Annotated in this window: 18 protein-coding genes; 6 read left to right on the top strand and 12 right to left on the bottom strand. The window is 34.7% G+C overall.

Features of this window, described 5'->3' with window-relative positions; translation table 11 throughout:
• Window positions 1-35: 35 nt before the first annotated feature.
• The 4 genes from AN964_RS03535 (at window position 36) to AN964_RS03520 (ending at window position 3,997) form a co-directional block, all read left to right on the top strand.
• Window positions 36-806 carry a hypothetical protein gene (locus AN964_RS03535; RefSeq protein WP_055738390.1) on the top strand — a complete coding sequence of 257 codons (771 nt, stop codon included), beginning with the start codon at window positions 36-38 and terminating at the stop codon, window positions 804-806.
• A gap of 319 nt (window positions 807-1,125) precedes the next feature.
• Window positions 1,126-2,307 carry a M20 family metallopeptidase gene (locus tag AN964_RS03530; RefSeq protein WP_055738389.1) on the top strand — a complete coding sequence of 394 codons (1,182 nt, stop codon included), beginning with the start codon at window positions 1,126-1,128 and terminating at the stop codon, window positions 2,305-2,307.
• 17 nt (window positions 2,308-2,324) lie between these two features.
• Complete coding sequence (locus tag AN964_RS03525; RefSeq protein ID WP_055738388.1) at window positions 2,325-2,525, top strand: DUF3311 domain-containing protein; 201 nt, start codon at window positions 2,325-2,327, stop codon at window positions 2,523-2,525.
• Complete coding sequence (locus AN964_RS03520) at window positions 2,522-3,997, top strand: sodium:solute symporter family protein (protein ID WP_055738387.1); 1,476 nt, start codon at window positions 2,522-2,524, stop codon at window positions 3,995-3,997. Before AN964_RS03525 ends, AN964_RS03520 begins: the two co-directional genes overlap by 4 nt.
• A 166-nt stretch (window positions 3,998-4,163) precedes the next feature.
• On the opposite strand, the gene srtD is transcribed toward AN964_RS03520, so the two are convergent.
• The 5 genes from srtD to AN964_RS03495 form a co-directional block, all read right to left on the bottom strand.
• Window positions 4,164-4,802 (bottom strand): class D sortase, LPxTATN-specific, encoded by a 639-nt coding sequence (gene srtD / locus AN964_RS03515; protein WP_055741122.1) that lies wholly within the window; start codon window positions 4,800-4,802, stop codon window positions 4,164-4,166.
• Between the two features lies 1 nt (window position 4,803).
• Window positions 4,804-5,862, bottom strand: coding sequence for a processed acidic surface protein (locus AN964_RS03510; protein ID WP_055738386.1), 1,059 nt, complete (start codon window positions 5,860-5,862; stop codon window positions 4,804-4,806).
• A 254-nt stretch (window positions 5,863-6,116) separates the two neighbouring features.
• Entirely contained in the window at window positions 6,117-7,022 is a 906-nt protein-coding gene (locus AN964_RS03505) for an LCP family glycopolymer transferase (RefSeq protein WP_055738385.1), read from the bottom strand.
• A gap of 291 nt (window positions 7,023-7,313) precedes the next feature.
• Window positions 7,314-9,530, bottom strand: a complete 2,217-nt coding sequence (locus AN964_RS03500) for a phosphodiester glycosidase family protein (RefSeq protein ID WP_055738384.1) — start codon at window positions 9,528-9,530, stop codon at window positions 7,314-7,316.
• Window positions 9,531-9,907: 377 nt separating this feature from the next.
• A complete protein-coding gene (locus tag AN964_RS03495; protein ID WP_055738383.1) occupies window positions 9,908-10,348 on the bottom strand; it encodes a hypothetical protein in 441 nt (146 codons plus the stop codon).
• Between the two features lie 233 nt (window positions 10,349-10,581).
• On the opposite strand from AN964_RS03495, the gene AN964_RS03490 reads away from it, so the two are divergent.
• Window positions 10,582-11,358 (top strand): PH domain-containing protein, encoded by a 777-nt coding sequence (locus AN964_RS03490; RefSeq protein WP_055738382.1) that lies wholly within the window; start codon window positions 10,582-10,584, stop codon window positions 11,356-11,358.
• 179 nt (window positions 11,359-11,537) lie between these two features.
• Here the strand turns inward: AN964_RS03490 and AN964_RS03485 are convergent, their stop codons facing one another.
• The 5 genes from AN964_RS03485 to AN964_RS03465 all read right to left on the bottom strand — a co-directional run bounded on the left by AN964_RS03485 (window position 11,538) and on the right by AN964_RS03465 (window position 20,308).
• On the bottom strand, window positions 11,538-14,036 hold the full coding sequence (locus AN964_RS03485; protein WP_055738381.1) for a hypothetical protein: 2,499 nt from the start codon (window positions 14,034-14,036) through the stop codon (window positions 11,538-11,540).
• 75 nt (window positions 14,037-14,111) lie between these two features.
• Window positions 14,112-14,696, bottom strand: coding sequence for a hypothetical protein (locus tag AN964_RS03480; protein WP_055738380.1), 585 nt, complete (start codon window positions 14,694-14,696; stop codon window positions 14,112-14,114).
• Window positions 14,663-14,917, bottom strand: a complete 255-nt coding sequence (locus AN964_RS03475) for a hypothetical protein (protein WP_055738379.1) — start codon at window positions 14,915-14,917, stop codon at window positions 14,663-14,665. Before AN964_RS03475 ends, AN964_RS03480 begins: the two co-directional genes overlap by 34 nt.
• A gap of 659 nt (window positions 14,918-15,576) precedes the next feature.
• Window positions 15,577-16,206, bottom strand: coding sequence for a hypothetical protein (locus AN964_RS03470; RefSeq protein WP_055738378.1), 630 nt, complete (start codon window positions 16,204-16,206; stop codon window positions 15,577-15,579).
• Window positions 16,207-17,461: 1,255 nt separating this feature from the next.
• The gene (locus AN964_RS03465) at window positions 17,462-20,308 is read right to left on the bottom strand and encodes a DUF4116 domain-containing protein (protein ID WP_055738377.1); all 2,847 of its coding nucleotides are present in this window, start codon (window positions 20,306-20,308) and stop codon (window positions 17,462-17,464) included.
• A gap of 279 nt (window positions 20,309-20,587) precedes the next feature.
• Between AN964_RS03465 and AN964_RS03460 the strand changes: the two genes are divergently transcribed.
• The gene (locus AN964_RS03460; RefSeq protein WP_055738376.1) at window positions 20,588-20,773 is read left to right on the top strand and encodes a hypothetical protein; all 186 of its coding nucleotides are present in this window, start codon (window positions 20,588-20,590) and stop codon (window positions 20,771-20,773) included.
• A 280-nt stretch (window positions 20,774-21,053) separates the two neighbouring features.
• On the opposite strand, the gene AN964_RS03455 is transcribed toward AN964_RS03460, so the two are convergent.
• Together AN964_RS03455 and AN964_RS03450 are read right to left on the bottom strand one after the other, a co-directional pair.
• A complete protein-coding gene (locus tag AN964_RS03455; protein ID WP_055738375.1) occupies window positions 21,054-23,702 on the bottom strand; it encodes an FtsX-like permease family protein in 2,649 nt (882 codons plus the stop codon).
• Window positions 23,699-24,358: an ABC transporter ATP-binding protein gene (locus AN964_RS03450; RefSeq protein ID WP_055738374.1), complete on the bottom strand. Its 660-nt coding sequence runs from the start codon at window positions 24,356-24,358 to the stop codon at window positions 23,699-23,701. The genes AN964_RS03455 and AN964_RS03450 overlap by 4 nt, the downstream gene beginning before the upstream one ends.
• Window positions 24,359-24,421: the final 63 nt, after the last annotated feature.

Raw genomic sequence — 24,421 nt, 5'->3', positions numbered from 1 at the left:
TCCCTATATAAGAAGTGAAAGGCTGGTGCAAAAGAATGAATTTAAAATCAGGCAGTATTGATTGTTTTGAACAGTATTCACAGTTCCATTCTCTACAGGAATTTAATAGTCATATAGAAATGTGGCTTTCATCATGTAAGAAAGAATTCACAAAAGGGGAAATCGTCGCTTTGAAACGACTTGTCCGTTTTTCAGCAAAAATCCCTGGAGTTTGCAATGCAAAAATTGGAACATTACTTAAAGCCATTCATGATGAGTTTGATGGGAATGGGATATCCCGTTCTACTTTTAAGCGGATGACCGCTAAGGCAGCTCAATTAGGAATCATCACAATCTACAAAACAGAAAGAAAAAATGGTTCTCAATCCAGCAATCTATACGTTTTTAATTTTTTTCCTAACCATGAACCACCCAAAGAGGAAAAATTGGACCACCCTAATAAAACTAATAATCCTTCAAAAACTATTAATAATTTAAAAAAACGTAAAGAAAGCGAATTAGATTACACCTTTACAAATGATTCTGTACCACAATCATTTGTGCAATTTGCCAAATATTTTTTCTCAGATGCAAAAACAATTGAAGAGTATTGGAGAATGACCATGATTGCTGCCTATCGAAATAATCGTGAAAAAGAATATGATAAAGTCCTTGAATATTCTATCTCCACATTAAAGCAGTTAATACGCAAAATGAAATTAACGAAAAATGGTGTCAGAAATCCAATCGCTTATTTTTATGGAATATTAAATAAAAAATTAGAAGAACTTTATTTTGAAGAATTATTTGAGATGGGGTTTTGGTGATTTCATTTAATAGATAAGCACCTAGTACCACAAAGTGTTTTGTAATGTATAATGTCTATCCAGTCAATCGCTCAAAAATTGTGCATCATTCCTTTGACACAAGATTTTTTTGGACGTCACTGTGACCAGACCTATATATCCAAAAAACTTTTACGGTTTAAAGTAGTGGGGTTCACGCCCGAATCAGGGTGGTTCCTGGCACCCGATACCAAAAAATACTTGATTCTAGAAAAATTTAGGTCTATTATAAAAAAATAAATTTTATACAAATTCAAAATAGTATAAAATTATTAAATCGCTTAGAAGGAGATCTTGCATAATGGTTAAGGCAGATTTGCAACACATAAGTTTGAAAGAGGTATATCAAGAGGCTATCGAATGGAGGCGTTATTTACATGCCCATCCGGAACTGTCCTTTCACGAAGTAAACACAGCTAAGTTTGTTTATGAAACCTTAAAGGCATTTGGGGGCATTGATGTTACTCGACCGACCAAGACAAGTGTGTTAGGGGTGTTAAAAGGCTCCTTACCTGGGAAAACCATCGCCATTCGGGCCGATATGGATGCACTGCCAATCGAAGAAAATAGCGGGGTGCCTTACTCCTCCCAAACGCCTGGTGTTATGCATGCTTGTGGACATGACGGTCATACAGCTATTCTCTTGGGGGCAGCCAAAATCTTATCACAATGTAAGGATGATATCGCTGGAGAAATACGTTTTATCTTTCAACACGCGGAAGAACTTTATCCCGGCGGTGCAGAGGAACTTGTCCAACATGGGGTGATGAATGGGGTAGATGTCGTAATTGGAACGCATTTATGGTCTCCGCTTGAAATCGGGAAAATCGGCATCGTGTATGGACCGATGATGGCAGCTCCTGACACCTTTCAAATTTTTGTAAATGGCAAAGGCGGACACGCTGCAATGCCACAGGATACCGTGGACAGTATTGCGATTGCCAGTCAGGTTGTGACAAATCTGCAACATATTGTTTCAAGAAATATTGATCCTTTAAAGCCTGTTGTGATTTCTGTGGCGAAGTTTGTTGGTGGAACAACCCATAATGTGATCCCGGGATCTGTTGAAATCATGGGGACTGTACGAAGCTTCGATCCAGAAGTCCGCAAAGAAATTCCAAAGCATATGGAGAGAATTGTAAAAGGGATAACAAGTGCCCATGACGCGGATTACACGTTTCGTTATGAATTCGGGTATCGTGCCGTTATTAATCATGAGGAAATCACAAAAGTAATGGAAGACACCGCGATTGAAGTGTATGGAAAAGAGGATGTAGTGCGAATGGATCCAACCATGGTGGGCGAAGACTTCTCCGCATATCAGCAAGCGGCAAAAGGCTGTTTCTTTTACATAGGTGCCGGAAATAAAGAACAGGGGATCATCTATCCACATCATCATGAACAATTTATGATTGATGAACGCTCCATTGAAAAAGGGATCAATCTATTTGTGCATGCAGTATTTAACTTTCTTTCTCAGTAATAGACAGGAGGGATTTCATGAAAGCAGTAAAACTCTTGGCGCTTGTGCCTATCATTGGAATTTTTGTCGGAGCGATTTTCTTTAATCGGGTAACCCCCATCGTTCTCGGAATGCCGTTTTTATTATTTTGGTTAGTAATGTGTACTGTCCTCTCCTCCCCTATTATGTGGATCGTGTTCAAATTCGACCCCAAACGTAAGGAGGATGAATTACTATGAATATTGCCTTAATCATTATCTTTATTGTTCTGGTCCTCGCTATTCTATTAGGAATCCAAGCGAAAAAGGGAAAAGACATGGACCTAGAGCAATGGTCTGTTGGTGGACGAGGATTCGGTACCATTTTTGTCTTCCTATTAATGGCAGGTGAAATTTATACCACTTTTACCTTTTTAGGAGGAAGTGGCTGGGCATATGGAAAAGGTGGACCGACCTATTACATCATTTCCTATAGTGCAGTAGCCTATATTATGTCCTATTTCCTTTTGCCAAGAATTTGGAAATATGCAAAGAAACATAATCTCATCTCTCAATCCGACTTTTTCGTACAAAAATATAACAGTCCCTACTTAGGCGTTTTCGTTTCATTAATTGGTGTAGTCGGAATGGTCCCTTATTTTATCACGCAATTAAAGGGCCTTGGACTCATTGTTTCTCAGGCTTCTTATGGGAGTATTTCCCCTACATTAGCCATCTGGATTGGTGCCATAGCCGTTACAATCTATGTTATGGTCTCAGGGATTCACGGATCAGCTTGGACAGCCGTGGTGAAAGATATATTAATACTTGTTGTCGTCGTGTTTCTGGGAATTTATTTACCTATTCATTATTACGGTGGACTCGGGTCTATGTTTGAAGCGATTCATGCCAAGGATGCCAATTTCTTAGCATTGCCTGCTACAGGACAAAGCCCATCTTGGTTTATTTCAACCGTCTTACTGACCGCTTTTGGTTTTTATATGTGGCCACATACGTTTGGCTCCACCTATACGGCAAAAAATGCGAACACCTTTCGCAGAAATGCAATCATTATGCCTTTGTATTCCTTAGTTTTACTTTTTGTCTTTTTTGTGGGATTCGCCGCAATATTAAAGGTTCCAGGACTAACAGGAAGCGATACCGACCTTGCCCTATTAAAAATCTCCATTGCGACCTTTGATCCATGGATTATTGGAATTATCGGGGCTGCCGGAGTTTTAACCGCATTAGTTCCAGGTTCATTGATTCTCATGTCATCGGCTACCCTTTTATCAAAGAATATCTTTAAGGTAATAAAACCGACTGCTACCGAGAAGCAAATTGAAAAAATAGCAAAATACATGGTACCCGTGGTTGCCTTAGTAACCGTGTATTATACGATTAACGGAGGGGAAACTATAGTAGCCTTACTGTTAATGGGATACAGCCTAGTTACCCAGCTCTTTCCAGCATTACTCTTTAGTCTAATGAAAAATAATTTTGTTACGAAATACGGTGCATTTGCTGGAATGGCAACTGGTGTCGCAACGGTAGCCTATGTAACTATAGCGAATAAATCCGTGGGAACTTTGCTTCCATTCTTACCACAAGTCATTAAAGATCTAAATGTCGGGATTGTAGCTTTGATTATCAATCTCTTCTTCTTAGTAATTGTAAGCATCCTGACTCGTTCCGTGACCGTATCCAAGCAATCAACCTTACATTTAGAATAGTATTTTGGTGGTGCCAGGCACCCAAAGCTTCATAAATGGGGACGATAGATGCCTGATACCAAATGTAATCATTAAGAGCCAACCGAACAAAAGCAATTAAAAAGCAAAAAGGAATGGATCCAGTTTTAATCCATTCCTTTCCACTTTTTCTCCCCGTTATTCACTCTTAATTCTGGGACGAGGATCCTGTCCCAGTTTCCTTAGAAAGCAAATACGCGACTAAAATATATCGTTTTGGTGCTTGGCCAATAAAGTTAAAAGGATAGCAGGTTGTTACTGTTAGAGTTGCTGTTGGCCTTGGGACGATGACAGTTCTGTCATTCTGGTCCACTATTCTCACTTTATTCACTTTGTAGGTGAACTTACCAGCTTCTGTCTTGACAATGAGCAAGTCCCCTTTGCCTACCTCGCCTAACTTTCTGAATACGGTATCCCGGTGACCGGCAAGCACGGAGTTATCTTTTTCCCCTGGGAGTACGCTGCCGGCATAATGGCCGACTCCCTTCGCTAGTTCATTTTCATCCGCCCCCTCGAAAATGGGCAGAGTCGCATCTAGTTTTGGAATATATAACTCTCCGAAGTTTTCGCCTTGCTTTGGTCGTTCAGGATATAGTACCTGTGTTGTTTGATGCAATTTCTTACCGCTCGTTTCTTCTTTTTTAGAAGGAGCTGCGTAAGCCTTGTTCATCTTATATAAAGCATAACCTCTAACAAATGTAAAAAGATTCGATGTCGAAAAAGCCACACCTAGAATGATTAAAAGGATGGAAACAAAAAGAATTATTTTTGTTTTTCTCTTTTTCATTTTAAGCAGCCTTTCGATAATAACGGATTCCAAATAGACCTGCTAACACAATGATAAGACCGATAAGTACATTCAGAACATAGTTTCCAGCAGTATTTGGCAGCTGACCGCCTTTTACTGTTTTTACAACTGGCTTCTGTACTGCTACTTTTTGTACTTTCTTTGCAGCGGTATCAATATTTTTTCCGATTTGTTTCACAGTACCCGAATCGACCATGTCACCTGTAATAATAAGATCCGCCAGTAGATTGCCGTCTAAATCGTAAATATTTACCTTTAATTTTGCGTTTACTAGGTTGTCCATTTTCAATAAATCTAATAATGATAGCGGTGTTTCCTTATTTCCTTTTACAAGGTGAAAATCGACCTTTAATTCTAACATGGAGAATAACTCATCATATATAGATAAAATTTCTTGAACATCTTTTGCTGTTAATTCATTAATGGTAGTAAATTGACTAAATGCTTCCATTCTTTGCGCAAGATTTTCCAACTCACTAACAGCCTCTGGTGTGGATAGCTTGTCACTTATTTTCATAAAATGATTTTTTAAATTCGTAATCTCTTGATCTGTTAAGCCAAATTCATCCTGGAACATTGGTAAAAGTTCCTTAATCATATCTTCATCGATTCCCGAATCTGAACCGTCATCAGGATTTAAATAAAAGTACACTGCTTCATCAAGATCATCAACGAACACATAATCATTGAGGTCTTCTCCATTTTCCTTCAATAGAGCTTTTAATTCATCTAACGTTATATCGTTTTCTTTTAAAATATCTGTTAGATTACTATAATCCGCTTTAATGACATCACCTAAAAATGATTTCAATCCATCTTCTCCATCCATGGAATCAAAATCTGCTATTTCTTCATCATAGTTACTAAGGGATTTCTCTATATCTTCCTTTGTAACAGGCATGCCGCGTGTTGCACTGATTTCCTTCAAGTAAGCATCCAAATCAGCATTGAAACTTTCAGATTGTGCAGCAAACGAAATGTTTGGCGCAACCGCTAACATTAATACGATAGCAAATAAAACTTTCAACATTTTCCCCATTTTAACGTTTCCCCTCATTTATATAATTTTGCATAACTAGGTAATTATAATCTATGGATGAAATAAATGGCATGAGTAAATTTATCCAGAATTCGTTTCAATTATTTTCATTTTCAATTTTTTCTGTTGTTATGAAACAGTGATTTAAAAAACAACTTTAGAGTGGTGAAGGTAAAAGCAAAAAAGTACCATATAGATAGACTTATATAGTGTCTAATCTATCTGGTACTTTTCACCAGCAAAACAAAAAGCATTCAATTTTCCGTTAAGTTATCTTTCAACATCTTCGAAACTTTTGCCTTCTCCTTATCTGGAACGACTAAATAATAGATATTATTAATCATCTGACCTGTTCCCTTTACTTCATACTCATAAATATTATTTCGGCAGTTACGATAGTTTTTTTGAATATTCATCATATCATCAAAGGTCATATTGGTTTTTACATTTTTGCCAAGTGCATTAAGTATATCGTCAAAGCGTGTTACCGACTTAATACTAGCAGCTTTGTCAATGACTCCTGTGATGATTTTGCGTTGACGCTCGTTTCTCCCAAAGTCGCCATTTGGATCTTGATGACGCATTCGAACATATGCCAATGCTTTTTTTCCATTTAACGGAACAGCGCCCTTTTGAAAATGGTATCCCGCTTCCGTAAAATCGATATTGTTTTGAACCGTTATCCCATCAACCGCATCTACTAAAGCAATTAATGCTTCCATATTAACTCGAATATAATAATTCAATGGAATACCTGTAAACTTCTCTACGGTTTCCATGGACATCTTTGGTCCGCCAAAAGCATATGCGTGATTAATTTTATCCACCGTTCCATGACCGACAATTTCTGTTCTTGTGTCACGTGGAATACTTACCATTTGCATGCTGCTTCTTTCTGGATTAAGAGTCATGACAATCGTAGTGTCAGAACGACCGACATCGCCTTTTCGTTCATCAACACCTAATAGTAAAATAGAGATAGGTTGTGCATTCTCTTTAGTCATGACTGGTGTTTTATGTGGTGCCTCTAATTTAACAGGTTCATGCATTTTAATAGCAGTTTCTTTTACAGAGTGATAGAGATAAAAAGCATAGCTTCCAATAGCAATCACTAAAACACCTATAATACTTAAAATTGATATTAGTATCTTCTTTTTCATTGTTCTCTCACCTATGCTGATAGAATGAAAAACATAGAATGGATCCATACTTGTGGTTTATCCTTATTTTATTTCAGCTTATAAGTGAATAGTCCTGTTAAGGAAGGAAAAATAATTCCAACCCTATTTGTGATAGGAAAATTGGGGACTAACTGTCATGTGGCTATACCGAATTGTTTGATTTCAAACTGTCCACCTAGAGTGGACAAAACACCTATTTGTCCATTTGTGGTGCCTGACACCCGAAAATGACACCAAAAAAGAGACACAAGCGTGTCCCTATTTCTGCCCTTAATTTTTCTTATAATATACTTGCAGTTGATCAAAATAAAGGGTGCCTTTATTTTTCAATTCCTGATGCGGTTGTGCTACATAGATTTGTTTGATTTTAATAGGCAACGGCATATTTTGAGGAATGTCAGCCTGAACAAATTTCCAACCTTTCCAAGTTAGTCCTTTATCTTTTGTAAAATCAACCGTATAACTTTTTCCATTGCCATCTATTAATTGCGTTCTTAGCCAATGGCTATTTCCGTCTCCATATAAATACATACCGAGATGATCAGGTCTGCTTGTAAAAACGAAATCCTTCTTGGCATTCAAATAGACTGCTGCAGTGCCTGTTGTACTTGTTGTGAAATCATAGTTCAACTTCAATGCTGCTTTCCCATTATGAACTGGCTCGCCTTTTCCAGTAGTTTTAATGCTGGCAGTTGCTCTGACGGCAGAGGGTGTCCAATTAGCTGCAGTATCGAAAGTGTCTATTACTTCTTGACTAGCGCCAATTTTGACGGAAACAGTGGCTTTTATTTTTCCATAGGTTGCCGTAATGGTACCTGTACCTTTTGTCCCAGTTACAGTAAACTGGCCATCCTTTGAAACGGTGCCAATCTTTCCTGCCACGGACCATTTAACGGAATTTGGACTAACGACAACTGTTCTCCCCTTACTGTCATAGCCTTTCAAAGAAAGCTTAACACTATCCCCATTTCGGACTAACAAGTTACTCTGAGAAATTTGTAATTTTGCTAGTTTGTCTACTACTTCAATTGGGAGAGTTGTAGATGCTTGATTATATTGAACCTTTACCGTGCTTTTTCCTGTTTTCGTTGCTGTAAAAGTATTACCATTTCCCGTACCTAGATTACTGCTAAGTTTTAAATTCTTCACTGAGGCTTGGAGCGGATTATAATATTGATCCAGCACGTAATCTATTAATACCTTCATCGACGATCCTTTTAAAAGAACGGCATTCGTTGATTTATGTACTTTTAGACTTTTTGCCTCACCTATTGGAGCCGTTGAAATAGCCATTAATGTCGTAGCTACGGATCTTTCAAAACCATCGGATGGTAAGTTCGCTAATTTGACAGTACTATCGCCAGGATTTCTTACTGCCATTGCGGTCGAACCACCGCCATCCATATTTAATGCTCGATAAGCACCGAGGCTTACTAAATACTGTGCGAACTCCGTTAAATTCATGCCGGTGCTATATCCTGGTTTCCCTCCATCAATTGTGACAAAGAAGACATTTTGTCCTGTTTTATCAATCGCAACTGCAGTGCGAGCTGCTCGTGCCTTTGCTTTTTCACTTTTTGGATCCATGGATAAAGAAACCTTACCATTATCGACAAGCATTGGTCCGCTTCCTAATATAAAGGAAGAATCTTTCCAAATATCATCAATATCTACGGACAGGGAAATACTATCACCGAGTTGAATCCCCTTTAATGCTGCTTTGCTCTTTCCCGTTGCCGACAAAACAAAGCCGCCTTCCGGAATCTTCGTATTTGTCTCATCCCCATAGTCCCGTATCTGCGTTACCTCTCCTGTTACAGTAGAACCAAAGGTAAGATCCGGATATGCATCTAAGTTTTGTACGACAACCTCAATACCCTTCGCACTTGTATTCGTATAAGCACTGGGATTTTCTTCTGTATAGAGAATGAGCTGATCTGCGGCTCTTGCTTTATTAGAGGCGGTAATTGGATAAGAAACTCCATTATGGTCAAAATGAAGATCTAAATTATAGTGATCGATAATTCCTTTCCCATCCTTAAGCCCAAATGCAATCGGCTCATTTGCGTATTCTGTTTTTCCGATTGGCAGTTTCCCTGCATTTACGAGTTGATTATTATTTGCAATTAAATAAACTGGCAAACCAGTTGGCCCGAAAAAGGAACCATTAACCGCCCCAACAACTTGATGCCCCGGCTTCGAGTTTGATAATGCCCTAGTCGTAACCTTTGATAATTTATTGAGAGGATTCGGAATCCCAACTTCTATATCCGTATATGGATCTTTCAAATTCACCTTCATGACTCTAGCAGCCTGCTTGCTGGTTGAGGTACTGAGTCTATTATCCTGATAAGATACACCCGCAGATACCTTAAATTGCTGATTCACAGTAGTTGCCGCGCTTGCAGGCTTTGACCATGAAAATACGGATGTAGTCAGCAGAACAGCCAGTAGCACTCTCACGCTTTTTACCATTCGACCTTTCATTACAAAAATTTACCTCCACTCTTAAATAATGACAATCTACTACTATTATAGACTCATTATTTAGGTAAACCAAGGAAAGATTAGTAGAATTAATGAAATGTAGGAATATTTTTCTAAGATGTGGAGTTGCTAAAAAGAGTGTAAAAATGATTGTTAAGAAGTGAGATTTTTATTTTCCCTTGACGAAATTGAGAATGGAAATTCAATAGAATGGATGACACGACTTGTTAATGAGAAAGTTTCGGCTAACTATGCTACTTACGATTAGGAGGACACAAAATCGACCCCCTAATAATCATTTTGAGGTCGATTATTAAAAAATATGAAATTGGGTAATAGTAATTCAGAGGAAATATCTCGTGAGGTTCAACTGAAGTTTAATTCATTCCCATAGTTTTTTGTATTCTGCGGATATCTTTTTTATTGTCCCAGACGTCTTCTTTTAACATTTCAATGCTTGTCTCATGACTTTCCAATTGTTCTTTCACTTCGCCAAAATCCTTCGCATTCTGTAGCTTCATCTCATTTAATTCTGCCTTAAGTGATTCTTGTCCAGTTTTAAGCGCACTTAACAATCTAGTATGCTCTTTTAAGGTCTCACCTTGGATTTTAAACATTTCACTATGGCTTTTTAGAATTACACTATGTTCTTTTAACATTTCACTGTGTTCTTTTAATATTCCACTGTGTTCTTTTAATATTCCACTGTGTTCCTTTAACATTTCACTGTGACTTTCTAATATCTCACTATGAGAATCAAGCTTATCATTTATTTGCTGCAGTGCGGCTAGTATTTGTTTTTCGACGTTTATTTCCATTTTTCTCACCTCCTTTTCTATCATTTTACAATATGGATGATTCTATTACTACATGTACATTCTGAAATGATTGTTAAAGAAAGGTTAAGTAAAATTGCTGCTAAATAACTTTTTATTCCATCTTGTTACACTAGTTCTAGCCGGTATATACTAGTAAAATGAATAAGGATTCTTATCTATTAAAACATAAATAAAAAGAAATTCTAATTACAGAATAAATAAGGAGAGGCAATATGGGATTTTTTGATTTAAAAGCGGTATGTGGAGTTTGTGAAAATACTGTTGGGATGAACCGATATAAAGTAAGAAAATCAAATGCGTGGGTTTGTCCTTCTTGCCTTAAAAAGGCTGGCGGGATGACAAAAGTAAATATTTCAAAGGTAACTATTGAAGAATTGAAATCAATAATCGCTGCTAAGGAGCAGCTTCAGCATGAAAGAGAAAATATGGACCCGATGTCTACTGCAGAGGGTATGTATCAGTATTGCCTTGATAATAAGTTTGGCTCTGGCTTCAATGACAAATGGGGAGTAAAACATTTCAGTGTAATAGAAAGCAAATTGATGAAAGACGAAAAGGTTCTAATGACATTTATAGGTCTACATAACTATGTATCAACTACAAAACATGATAATAATTATGCCTACGCTATTACTAATAAACGGATTCTTTTTGCTCAAAAAACGATAACAGGAGAAAAATTCAAGGCAGTAAACTTTGATCACCTGAACGATATCTCTTTTAAAAAAGGAATGGTATTTGGAGTACTAACCATTGACACCTTGAACGAGATATTTAATGTTGCCTTAGACAAGTATTCGGCAGAAGCCATTAATAATAATATTCATCAGGTGCTAGATGAAGTGAGAAATGTTTCTAAACAGCCACAAGTAATCACAAGTACTGTATCTGCAGCTGATGAACTTAAAAAGTTTAAAGAACTATTAGATATGGGCGTTCTTACAGAAGACGAATTTAATGCTAAAAAGAAACAGCTTCTTGGTATATAAGAAGCTGTTTTCTTAATTTGACATTGTCCTTAACAGATGTTGCTGCTAATAGATCTATCATTTTTCATCCGTGTACTGAAGTATCCTACGATTATAGCGGGGATATCTCCTGCAGAATTTTAATAAATTTGAAGCTTCTTCCCTTACCATACTTCAATATTTTAGTTATGCAAAAAGGTTTAAATAATCTTAACTATATTTCCATTGATTATGAAACTGTCACCAAGATTAATAGTATCAACAGCAACAGTTTTATTCGCACTTAGTAGAGATGGTTCACCGGAAAGATGTTCATTCTCTATTATATATAATCTTCCGTCATTCGCTGTTACTTTTATTACTGCCTTTGTTGGTACATCGTCAACCCTTCCATTCCAATGACCATAATTCCATGAATCATCTGAACCATTAAATGTTCCATTAATATTAAATGGCGTAGATAAGGATTTTGCTTCTGGGTATTGTGTCAATACCTCTTTACTTGTATTGGTTGCTAATAATCTATCGCCCTTATACAAGCTCACTTCTACAGAAGCAATATCACTTGCTTTTGTTGTACCTTGTAAGCCAAATCCAACACTGTATCCATTCACTCCTGATGACTGCATCACTCCAAAGTCTTCTGGTTGTACAAAATTTAGTGCTTCCTCACCTGTTTTTGTGTAAATAGATGATGGATTACCTGTTAAGTGTTCATTTTCTATAATGTATACTTTTCCATCCTGCGCTGTTACTTTTATTACGGCTTTTGTCGGTACATCGCTGATAGATCCTTGCCATTCCCCATAATTCCATGAATCATCCGATCCAGCAAATGTTCCATCCACATCAAATGGTGTTGATAAGGATTTTGCTTCTGGGTATTGTGTCAATACCTCTTTACTTGTATTGGTTGCTAATAGTCTTTCTCCCTTATACAAGCTTACCTCTATGGATGTAATATCTTTTGCTTGTGTCGTGCCTTGTAAGGCAAACCCTACATTGTATCCATTTACTCCTGATAACTGCATCACACCAAAGTCTTCTGGTTGTACAAAACTTAGTGCTTCATCACCCATTATTGGATTTAATGCTGCTGGATTTCCTGTCAATTTTTTATTTTCTACAATATATACTTTTCCATCTCTACCTGTTACCTTTATTACTGCCTTTGTTGGTACATCGTCAACCCTTCCATTCCAATGACCATAATTCCATGAATCATCTGAACCATCGAATGTTCCATTAATATTAAATGGCGTTGATAAGGATTGTGCTTCTTTGTATTGTGTCAATACATCTTTACTTGTGTTGGTTGCTAATAATGTATTGTCCTTATACAAGCTTACCTCTATGGATGTAATATCTTTTGCTTGTGTTGTACCTTGTAAGGCAAATCCAACAGTATATCCATTCACTCCTGATAACTGCATAACACCAAAGTCTTGCGGTTGTACAAAACTTAGTGCTTCCTCACCTGTTTTTGTGTAGATAGATGATGGATTACCTGTTAAGTGTTCATTTTCTATAATGTATACTTTTCCATCCTGTGCTGTTACTTTTATTACAGCTTTTGTCGGTACATCGTTGATAGACCCTTGCCATTTCCCATAATTCCATGAATCATCCAATCCATCAAATGTTCCATCCACATCAAATGGTGTTGATAAGGATTTTGCTTCTTTGTATTGTGTCAATACCTTTTTACTTGTGTTGGTTGCTAATAGTCTGTCGCTCTTATACAAGCTTACCTCTATGGATGTAATATCTTTTGCTTCTGTTGTGCCTTGTAAGCCAAATCCAACAGTATATCCATTCACTCCTGATAACTGCATCACACCAAAATCTTGCGGTTGTACAAATCTTTCTGCTTCCTCACCTGTTACAATTGTTACTGGTGGCGTCACTGGAGGTGTTACTGGTGGAGTTACCGGCGGAGTCACTGGTGGATTCTTTGACACCTCTACTCCTGTTGTTTTATTAATCGTACCTTTATTTTCAATCGTTACAGTTCCAGTTACACTACTATCCTTCGTTACTTCTTTAACAGTTGTGTTTTCTCCCACTGTAATATTCGCATTTGCATTTCGTACATTAACTGTTGTATTGGATAAATCGCCATTTAGGGTAATGTTTTGGCCTTGTTTGTTAGCTGCAAGATTCACTGATTGAATATTTGCACCAGTTGATGCTGATAGTGTTGCAGCAGTACTTACATTGATTTCTTTTACTGTCGCATCCTTATCAACATTCACCTTCGAACCTGCGCCAGTTACTGACACGCTAGATTCGGAGAAATCACCTTTAAGATTTGTACCTTCGGACTTTGCAGTTCCTTTTGCAGCTAATAATACAGTACCATATGTTCCTTTTTCCTGAGATTCAAGATTAATTTGACCCGAAGTTCCGGCATTTTCAGTTACAACAACTGAATTGATTCTCGTTCCATTTCCAGCTATAATGTTTGCGCCATTTACGTCCGTTACTTTTAACTGTTCAGCAGTGACATTTTCTTGATGCAAGCTGTGGTCTGCAACGTCTTCGACAACGATAGTTCCACCTACACCTTTAACCCTGTTTACTGTAACGTTATCAAGGTAAACAGTTCCAGCGCCTGTTTTGTCGCCTTTTATGATGATGTCTCCATTCACCACTGCATTTGCTAGCTTTATATATTTGTCTTTTCCAGCAACAAGCACAATTGGGCCATTGTACGTTTTTATTTGATCATTTTGACTTCCTACTAACGTAGGTTTATCTGAAGATTTTGAATTTTAAATATAGACGAATGAATGAAAGCTTGCTTTTTGATTTGTATATGTTTTAGATAATCCAGCATATAGCTTTGATTTAGTGTTTATTTTTCCAGACTTCTTGGCATCAGCAAATAGTTGATCAAGTTTATTAGTGTATTCAATGGACTTGTCTGCATCTTTTGCTTTTAATGCTTTATCAAGAAGTGTTTCATAGTTTTTAATGGAGATTGCTAGATTAGCAGTATCTGCAACTTTATTAGCAGATGTTACATAATTTTCTGTCAAACCATTGCGCATTGATTTTTCATAGACCTTTTTAATAGCATCTTGATTCTTTTTCAATGCCGCTGCTAAATCCTTATATTCTTTCGAAGTTGTGGAATCTACTAACCCTTTATCTAATCTTGCCTTTAAAGATTTTGTTTTAGTAGCAACGTCTTTACCCGCTTTTACTGCAGATATGTATGCACGAGCGTGATCATAATGCGATTTTACATTCTTTGTAAGTCTTTCCACTAATGCTTTTTTCTCTTTACCTTTAAGTTTGTTAACAGCTTTTTGAGCAGTTTTTAAAGCGTTTTCTTTTTGAACAAAGAGTGCCATGTTAGGATAATCAAATGCTGTTTTCTTTGTTTAATTCTGTGTTGGTAAGAAATATCTAGCCTCAGAGATTTTGCCAATCCTTCAGCCTTCTGTACTAGTTGACTAGGACTTAGTGAAGCAGCTTGGTTATGTGCTGGATTCACTGTTGCCACAACACTTACTACGGAGGCGGTAGATAGTAATAGCAGTTTACTAGTATTACCTTTCTTCTTTTTTACCATTAAACAACAGCCTTCTTCCTAATGTAAAATTTCATTAATTTACTACCTTTTCCACAATAAAGTTTATTACAATATCGGTACATAAATCTAGTAAAATAACCAGTATTTTATAACTTTTGATGATAATATGCTATTAAAAATTGTTATGCTTTGTTTGAACTCAATATATCTACTAACTTATTTTGATTAATATTTACTAATACGCTAGAATACCCTTTTGTAATTGTCTTTGTTTGAAATCACCAAAGGTTGGATAGTAAGTGTCAAACATATTGCTCTCCGAAGCATTAATAATGTACTATTCTTTTTCCTTCTGCCACGGTGTAACACTGATTCAATTGTCAGGCAAAATAAAATAAATCGCTTTATCTTTGTATATTTTTGGTGAAAAGGCAATGGATCTTGAATAGGCTAAGCCCATCGGTTTGCCCAAACCTTTAGTTTGCATTTGATTATATTAGTTTTCCATTATCGTCTTTTTGGATAGTATAATTTTCTTGATCCAATTGCGGAACTTTTACTTCTCAGTACTCGAATCGAAAATTCCTTTAAAATTTTCCGGTCTTTAAAGGAAGTCCTTGGACTGGAATTGCAAACCTATTTCTCCCTGATTAATAGTGTGTAAATACACAATAGCCGTTCCATTATTGAATATACTATTATTTATTACCGCTATTTTTCTCCATAAAATATCCTCTTACCTCAATAGCAAAATTAGACCATAAGCATGCTAAAAAGTAAGGAAGTGTTATCATCTTAACAATTAGATCAAAAAATGATTCCACACCTAAACCATTTGAAATAATTTCTTTTTTCATTTCTGAATCAATTAGTAAATTAGTAAAATTCGGTGTAAAGTAAACAACAAAAGTAATACCAAGTATCGTTAATACCAATGCGTTAATAAATTGAATCGCAACCTTGATTTTATAATAATCGAATATGAATACTGCTATAGTCCAAATAAGAATAAAAAAGAGAATATAAAGAGGTGTTGATATTGGAGTTGCGAAAATTCCTTTTATAAATATACTTAATATTGCTAATGGAATTATAGAAATAAATAATGGAATAAAAACTAACCATAAAATAATTAGAAAAATATTTTTTGCCTTTTTCACACTCCTACGAATAATATGAGTGTAGATTAGGCCCAATATTATATATCCTAAAATTGTAGCACCAAAGGAAGTAAATTTTGCCACTATAACAGAAAGAATTAAAATAAAAAATGCTGCTATATATAATTTTTTTTCGTTATCAATAAAGTTGAAAAATTTCTTATGCATATAACTCTCCACCCATTCATTCACTATTTATTAAGTTCCTATATCCTTCACAGCGGTTTCTTTTCCAATTTCCCTTGTTTATTTTTAAGATTTAAATCGAAATATTGATAATTCGTACATTAAATATACAGAGATTTTGACACAACCTGAATCAATAACTTCCTATACCGCTAATACATTCTCTACCTATTTGAAATAAGCTTATAGATTTTGTATCTCCTCCAAAAAACAACTAAACAATTCGTAAAAAAATTACTATGATACAAGAATACCTTTTTGGGGATCTACCAATCGATTAAATGTAAAAGAGATTTGACAGTAGCTTTTTTTCACCACTTCAATACTACCTTTATTGTAACTAGAAAGTAAATACAGAAAATTTCTCCTTTCGATATACTTGCTGCACTAGGGTGCATATGCAATACAAGAAGCTGGTACAATTAAATTACTTTTTAGGGTTGGTTAAAGAAATATTGTTACAATCATAGACCGCTGTTCCTTAGAATCAGCTGAATTTAAGGAGCTATTCAAATAGAAATTGGTGATCTAAACATAAATATAATTCACATTTTGATTGTATTAGAATATAAAGTTCAATTGTTTTCTTCTGCAAAATGATTTTTAATTGATGAGGAATTCCGCAATGGTAATAACCACCGGGAATGTAATTTAGCTTAATGTCTCTTTTACAAATTTAGAATCTTGAAAACTTCTTACATAGCAATAACTTTGCAATTTCTTAGTCAATTGGTAAATAATATGTCTCATCGATAAACAATAGGTTGAATTTACTGGATATTTTCATGTTGATTACTAAGCTGTTTTCTAAGAGTCAACTGGTCAAATTCTGTATCAAATCATGACACTTAATATATTCTAATTCATACTTGAAGGGCAGTTGACTCTCCTCTCTTTTGTAGAATACTTATTCTTCCACTAGCTTAATAGAGAAGATGTCTATAAGTTTTCTAGCATGATTCTCCTTTTTTATATAATTTAAGTACTACCTATTCTTTAAATTCATATTTTTAACAATAATTCCTCCTCAAAATAAAATAGCGCTAACTCCTTAAAGGAATTTGGACTTGATTCTTCTTATTCTAATGAATAATTCGACACAAAACGTGGTTTTGGTTTCATTGTTAACACAAACTAAGCAGTATAAAGGTCTATTTATGCGCAACCGGAATTTCCTTAATCTAAAAAATCATTAAACAAATTCATAATCACGCAGAAACGCCGCTGAAAAGCGGCGTTAATTTGGTTTAATGGATAGCAACAAAGTGTCGTTATTATTAGCATACAAATCTTTTGCTTTATTTTTGCTTTGAAATTGAAATTCGATAATACGATCGTCCCAAATCCTTATAACATTAACTTCTGTAAGGTACTGTAATGACTTCATTATTCTTGATGGTCTATACATATAAGTATCTGGAATAAATCTTGATATTTCAATACTTCCTGCTTTTATTTCACCTTTCAACAGCTTGACGCTCTCGCTCTCTCCCTCTAAAAGTTTCATGTAATTATCATATAAATCTTTTCTTTTAGCTAACAAAAGCGCTTTGACATTTGAATAAATATACTTATCAACAATCGACAAGGCAAAATATGGGGTTACGGTTCCGTCTTCCGGATTCACATAAATATGATTAAAGAAATCTATATCTACAATACATCCGTGGATTGTCCCAACACCCCCAATTTTTTTAATACTATCAGATATGGATTTTAGTGCTTGATTGTAATCGCTAAATAACCCTTTAACAGTATCTGAATAATACGCCATTCTCTCAAAGTAATAATTGATGCTGTTATGCTCCAAATTATTAAGCATCCCACCATTTAACAAAGATATTTTCCCTGTGTTTTGGTTTTTATATATAAAACAATATACATTATTGTTTTTAAGCATATATATAGTTCCTGTTCTATTAAAAGTTACTTTAATCTTAACGCCACGGTTAAAGTCCAAATATTGCTCTCTCGAAATAGAATAAATTCCGTCAGGATAATACTTAAAAATATCATAAACTCTTGATAATTTAAAATGCTTTAAACCTATATTTGAAGAATAATATCCAATTTGGTTGTCAGAATAAAAGGTTTTTTCTTCGTCACAGCAGTAATCATTTCGATGAGTATGCCCATTCACATATATCCAGTTACTGTTGTAATCTTCATTCGACCAGTTTTCTTTTGGCGTATGAGTTAAAATAATAACTTTATCGTTGCCTAAAACACTTTTCACTTTATTGTAAATGAATTTAAATCGGTTTGTCTGTTTGATGTCCTCATCTAAAGACATAATGGTTTGCCGATAAATTCCTTGGGTTGCGTTAAATTGTGAATTTAAGCCGGAAAACCCTAATCCCCCCAGTATTACAAAAGGACTTTTCAAGCAGATATGCTTCAACTCGTCTTGATCAATGGATTTCAATTCCTTTTCTGAAATAATCGTTCCGTCTGAAAGCAGCAAATCATTTTGTAAAAAGCATATACCTAGACTTGAAAACAAATCCCGGTATTGCTGAATAATTTCATCAATTGTATACAAATTAGAATGTGCGACCCCGCGTCGATTGAAATCCCATAATTCGTGATTTCCAAGCACTACTACTATTCGACGATGACTCCAAAACTTGACTAATTCTGTGTAAAACAAAGTCGATATTTCAAAGTTAAAAGATATATCTCCCCCTATTAATAAGTAGTCGCCATACGATTTATTTGTAGCAGTATCAATCATTTTTTTAGCAAGCTGCGTGATATACATTTTAACTTCCAATTCAGTTGCATTTGCCGGGAAAGCTTTTAAAAGCTTATGATTGAGGTGGATATCACTAATATAGTATATCTTGTGAGAAGTGTCATTTAGTGTTGCATCTGAAACCAAATCGATATCATGAAGAACAGAGATAGCCTCTACTACCTCATTTTCTGCAGATATCATAAGCTCAGTATTGCATTCATGATCTTTAACGTTTTCATCGTAAAAAGAATCGTCATATAAGTGTTGTTCGACTAATACAGTGCTGTTAATATAGGCACCTTCAATATTATAATCGGCGAGGCTGACCTCTTTAAAATCATAATCATGCAGATTGGCATTTTTCAAATCCGCATCTAAATGCTTATAGAAGTCAACAAAAAAATCGAATTCTTTTACTTCATCCTCTTCTCTATAGCTTATTTGTTCTATCGTAATAAATCTATGTGTTTCTTTATCAAAGTATTTTCTCTTAAATCCCCTTACCTGTAATTGTCTTTCCAATCTGATAATTTGAATATCGTTGTTTATACTACTTGGCAAGCGGTTTGCTATCTCTTTAACATAAGAGCGGTCACTATACGATATCTCAGAAAGATCGTCGCATTCCCTTAATATCCGATTAAATAATTCAAGGCAATTTTTTAAAGTATACATATTCTCAGGCACATAAAGGAAAGCTTTCCAACTTGAATTTACAGCCGAATTGCACAACTTCGTCGTTTTATATCTGTTCGGTACATGCTCTAAAGCCAATACATTATTATGAACAGCAGCATTACATAATTCTTTGGTTCTGTTTTTACTTGGCACATATTCCAAGGCCAATCCGTTTTGCTCAACTGCTAACACGAATAATTCTTTTGACAGTATATTCTCTGGAACAAATTTGAGCGCTAAACCATTTTGCATAATAGCTACTCTGCAAAAGCTTTCAGACTTATACTTATCGGGAACATATTTAAGGGCTTTGCCATTTTGCTTTATTGCCTCAAAATAAAGCTTTTTTGTTCGGAACTCATCAGGAATATACGTGGAGTATTTTATTATTGTTCCGTCGTTTCTAACGGCTTCTATGCAAATGTCATCCGTCATTATTTTTCTTGACACATATTTCATAGCTGAAGCATTTTGTTTAACAGCCTCAAGACACAAAGATACAGAATGCAAATTTTTGGGAACTGATTTTAATGTAAGACCATCTTGCTTAACAGCTTCTAAGCATCTTTCAGTCGTTTTTTCTACGTTGTCAATGTACCATCCATTCTCTTGAATGGCTGATATAATCTCTCGATCACTTATGGTAATAATCTCAGATGGCTTATCCATGCTATCCACCTCCACTGAAAACACAATTTCTTTAATATATAACTCCATATTTACCCATTTTGTTTTGAATAAACTGCCTTATTTATCAATAATTTATTCATTTTGCTAATCATTATAATTACTCCGTTTTTTTTTTGGATAATTATAGCATTTCCAACTGATTTGCACTATGTTTATTCAACTAAACTGCCCGAATAGTTGAATAGTCTACTCCTTTCTATTTCGAGAATCCAGTCAATAATTCCTTTAAAAAAGAAATTATTAAGGGAGAGAAGTATTTTGTTATTATCACAGGCATGGAAAATGTATGAATCTGATAAACAAATAGAAGGATTCTCGTCACAAACATTAAAAGCATATAAGCTTCAAGTTAACTTACTTATGGGGCATTTTGGAGATGTAGAAATCAATTCACTTACAACAGAACAATTGAAAATTACTTTTCTAAATCTAGAAAAACCATAAGAAACAATAAATGGCCAACATTTTTTGTTGACCTTTTATTGTTATTATTTTGTAAATATTAGATATTTTGTCTAAACATATCTAAATTCTCTTTTATACTATTTTGGCCAATTTCCAAAAGTAGCTTTTACATAAACCTTTGTCCCGATTAATAGTGTACCTACTTCCTAATACTTGCTTCTATGCCCCGCTCTAACATTTACTTTAGTAGCTTTAACAATTGCATGATTAGATTTTGAAGATTAGAAATAGGTCTTTACGCCCTAGTTACTCATTATATTTATTCAAAATGATTTATAGTACCAATAATTTTGGACTTTCTTCTATTTGTTCTTCTTAACGAAAGACTATCTCCTAAACTTTTCCTTAAATGATGTATAATAATTATAGATGCTAGTAATAGAATGATAATATAAAATGTTAAAGCAGTTGCAGCTATAACAAATAATGTTGAAAGGTGAATTGGATAAAAAATAACATAGAAAACAAAACTTAAAAGACTTCCAGAAATTAATGAAATTCCTGACCATAATGCAATTTCTTTTAAATATAAATTAAAAATGTTATTTTTCTCCCAACCAATTGATTTTAATACTCCAATTTCACGTTTTCTTGAGATAATAATTGACATAACACTTTCACATAACGTAATAAGTGCGAGTAAATATGCACCGACTATTAAATAGAGATGCCAATCGTTTATACGAACGTTAATATACTCGCCTAAAACAGTTAAACTAGTTTGTTTTACAGTGTCCGTTAAAGATAAATAAACAAAAGATGATAACCCGCTTACAATAGTTAATTGAATAAAAGGCGAAGAAATTTGTTTACGATAAAAATATATATTTTTGGCGATTAACGATTTCCATTTCTTTCTTATATAAATGTTTTTATCCTTTTTGGATAACATCATTCCTCTATCTACTTGTCTTTTAGTAGGTATTAATAATAATAATGTCATTATAAGCACTGTACCAATTTGATATATATAGATATTATTAGAGATATTTAATTTTAATTTAATTAACATCAATAAAAGAATGGAAATGATAAATGATAATATATTTATTATCAAAATTTCTCCGTTAAACAGTCTTACAATAAACTTTTTTTCCCAACCTAATTGAACTAATAGGGATAGTTCATTAGACTTTTGATTATTCCAGAATTTCAAACGGTTAATAATATAAGTTACTGAAACCAATAGGAAAACTATAATAAGGATTATGTTAGTTAAATTCCATTGTTCGATTATACTTCCTGCTGCTCCTAAACTAGTCCACGATTCTTGAACTAATCCTATCCCCTCGACATCTATCTTCATTTTTCGCGGTGATGCACCAGCAATGATTGATACTTTGAAACCCATATTTTCTATTTCAGAAGCTACTTTCTCGATTTTCTTCGCTGCAGCGGGAGTATAGTCGCTAATCCCTGCTACTTTAACCCGAATTGCATCTATAGGTCTACTACCTTTAATTTTTTCCGAAGACTGTATATTTGTAACTCCTTTTGCAGGTGCAGAAACAAAACTACCTGGAGTTGTTGTGGCCTCCATTTTAATATTCTTCTCTTTACCGTTTCCTATGTAAATCACCGGAGCTAACTCATAAATTCCTAATGGACTAGAAGCTAGTTGTTTCTGCCTATCTCTAACTTTAAAACTCCCGACTGGATCTAAATAAAATGGAATTTTTTTATTTTGGTTCTTTGCATCCAAAAAAGAAATTCCCTCTTTTTTAACTTCTCGATAAATAGGAACACCATTTTCATTTCCTATTTTGTTTACTTTTAAATGGTCTCCATCCTTCTTATATTTCACACTACTTGCATTAAAGTGAACTGAACTATAACTTAGGTCAGTGGTACCTGTATAAATTCCATCAGGGTTCATTATCGACACTTTACCATTTTCATTAACTAAAACAAAATCTGACTGATAAGGGTGAAGTATAGAAGTGAGATTTGAATTAAATTTCTTTTCTCTCATTGCTGGATATTTTGCTAGCTCATTAACAAATTGTAAATACGGTTGTGTATTCATTAGATTTAAAAACTCAGTATTTTGTATTTGCCCCTCAACCTGTTTACTAGAAAGGCCAAGTTTATCTCTATATTTTTGAGTCTTTTTAGCGTCAATATCTAATTCTGAAACATCAATTTCTGCATCTAATGATACATCTCCATCATCTAGTTGTAATACTGGAATCAATGGAGCATTAGTATTATTTAGGGAATCATTTCTATAAGTCGCTCCCCATCCAGTTGCACTACTACCATATTTAATCCCTTTAAATGAAATTCCGGTTAATGCTTTTTCCTCATCCGGATCAATTCCTACTAACAAGTGATATGTAGGAGGTAATGGGAACAAGGGTGCTTCAGGACTATATTCTTGTAACATTTCTGAATTCCCATAGATATCTTCAAATTTACGGTTTGCTCTAGGTGATTCAAGTAATACTTTTATGTATTTTGATCCTAAAGAATATTTTCTCACACCGTCGGTGGTATAATATTGTACAGTATAACGGGTGGATTTTTCGGGTAAAGGGGAAATTCCCAAATTTGTCTTGATTCCCGTAAAATATCCTAGAGAGGCAACTGGAGCTGCAATTTCTATATCTGGCCTTTCTTTTATTGCCTTCCATTCCTTTATTGAAATTCCTCCATCTCCTACTCCTAGATAGTTTTCAGGAACAATTCCAAATTCCTTCTCTACATTTAGTTCTTTACCTTTAGGTCTTACCAAAAGATCATAACTACCTCTTGAATAATATGTAATATCAGTCTTAACTTTTGAATGTGTTTCTTTTATTGAATTTATGGCAATAGGAAGGATAATAAAAATAATTGTAATAGCTAAGATAAATAAAATATGAGGTAATTTTAATCGTTTAAAATTATTTAGTATTAATGAGATCATACGATTACCTTCTCCTGAAGAACTCCATCACGCATATACAATATTCTATCACCATATTTTGCAACTTCTAAATCGTGGGTCACAAGAATTATTGTAATGTTTAGTTTGTTGAGATTTGTTAAAACTCCCATAATGTTTTCACGGTTAATAGAATCAAGATTACCAGTTGGTTCATCACATAATAAAATACTTGGTCTATTTAGGATTGCTCTTGCAATTGCAGTTCTTTGTTGTTCTCCACCAGATAATTCCCCAGGTAGATGATGCAAACGATGACCCATTTCAAGTTGGATCAGCACTTCTTTAGCACTTTCTTCAAGTGCTTTACGCTTTTGATAAGGTAACTGAGGTAACATAACATTTTCCAAAACTGAAAATTGGTTTAACAAACGAAAATCCTGATAAATATAGCCAATTGTATTTCTTCGATACGATTGACTATCAATCTTTGATATATTTTCACCAAAAACTTTAATAGTACCTTCACTTAATTTTTCTATACCACCGATAACGTTTAACAAACTTGTTTTTCCAGAACCTGAGGGACCCAATATTGAAATCCAATCTCCTTTATTTATATTTATATTAATATTTTTTAAGGCATGAACTGGATTTTGATTTTGGAATATAAGTTGTCCGTTTTCTATTTTAATCAATACCTTTTCCTCCCCCAATAATTATCCAATTTATTTGGAATCGGTTGTTAAAAAACAACCGAT

The organism is Heyndrickxia shackletonii (genome assembly GCF_001420715.1).
GTDB lineage: Bacteria > Bacillota > Bacilli > Bacillales > Bacillaceae_C > Margalitia > Margalitia shackletonii.
The sequence above is the reverse complement of the archived record's forward strand: the minus strand, read 5'-3'. Positions and strand labels throughout refer to the sequence as shown.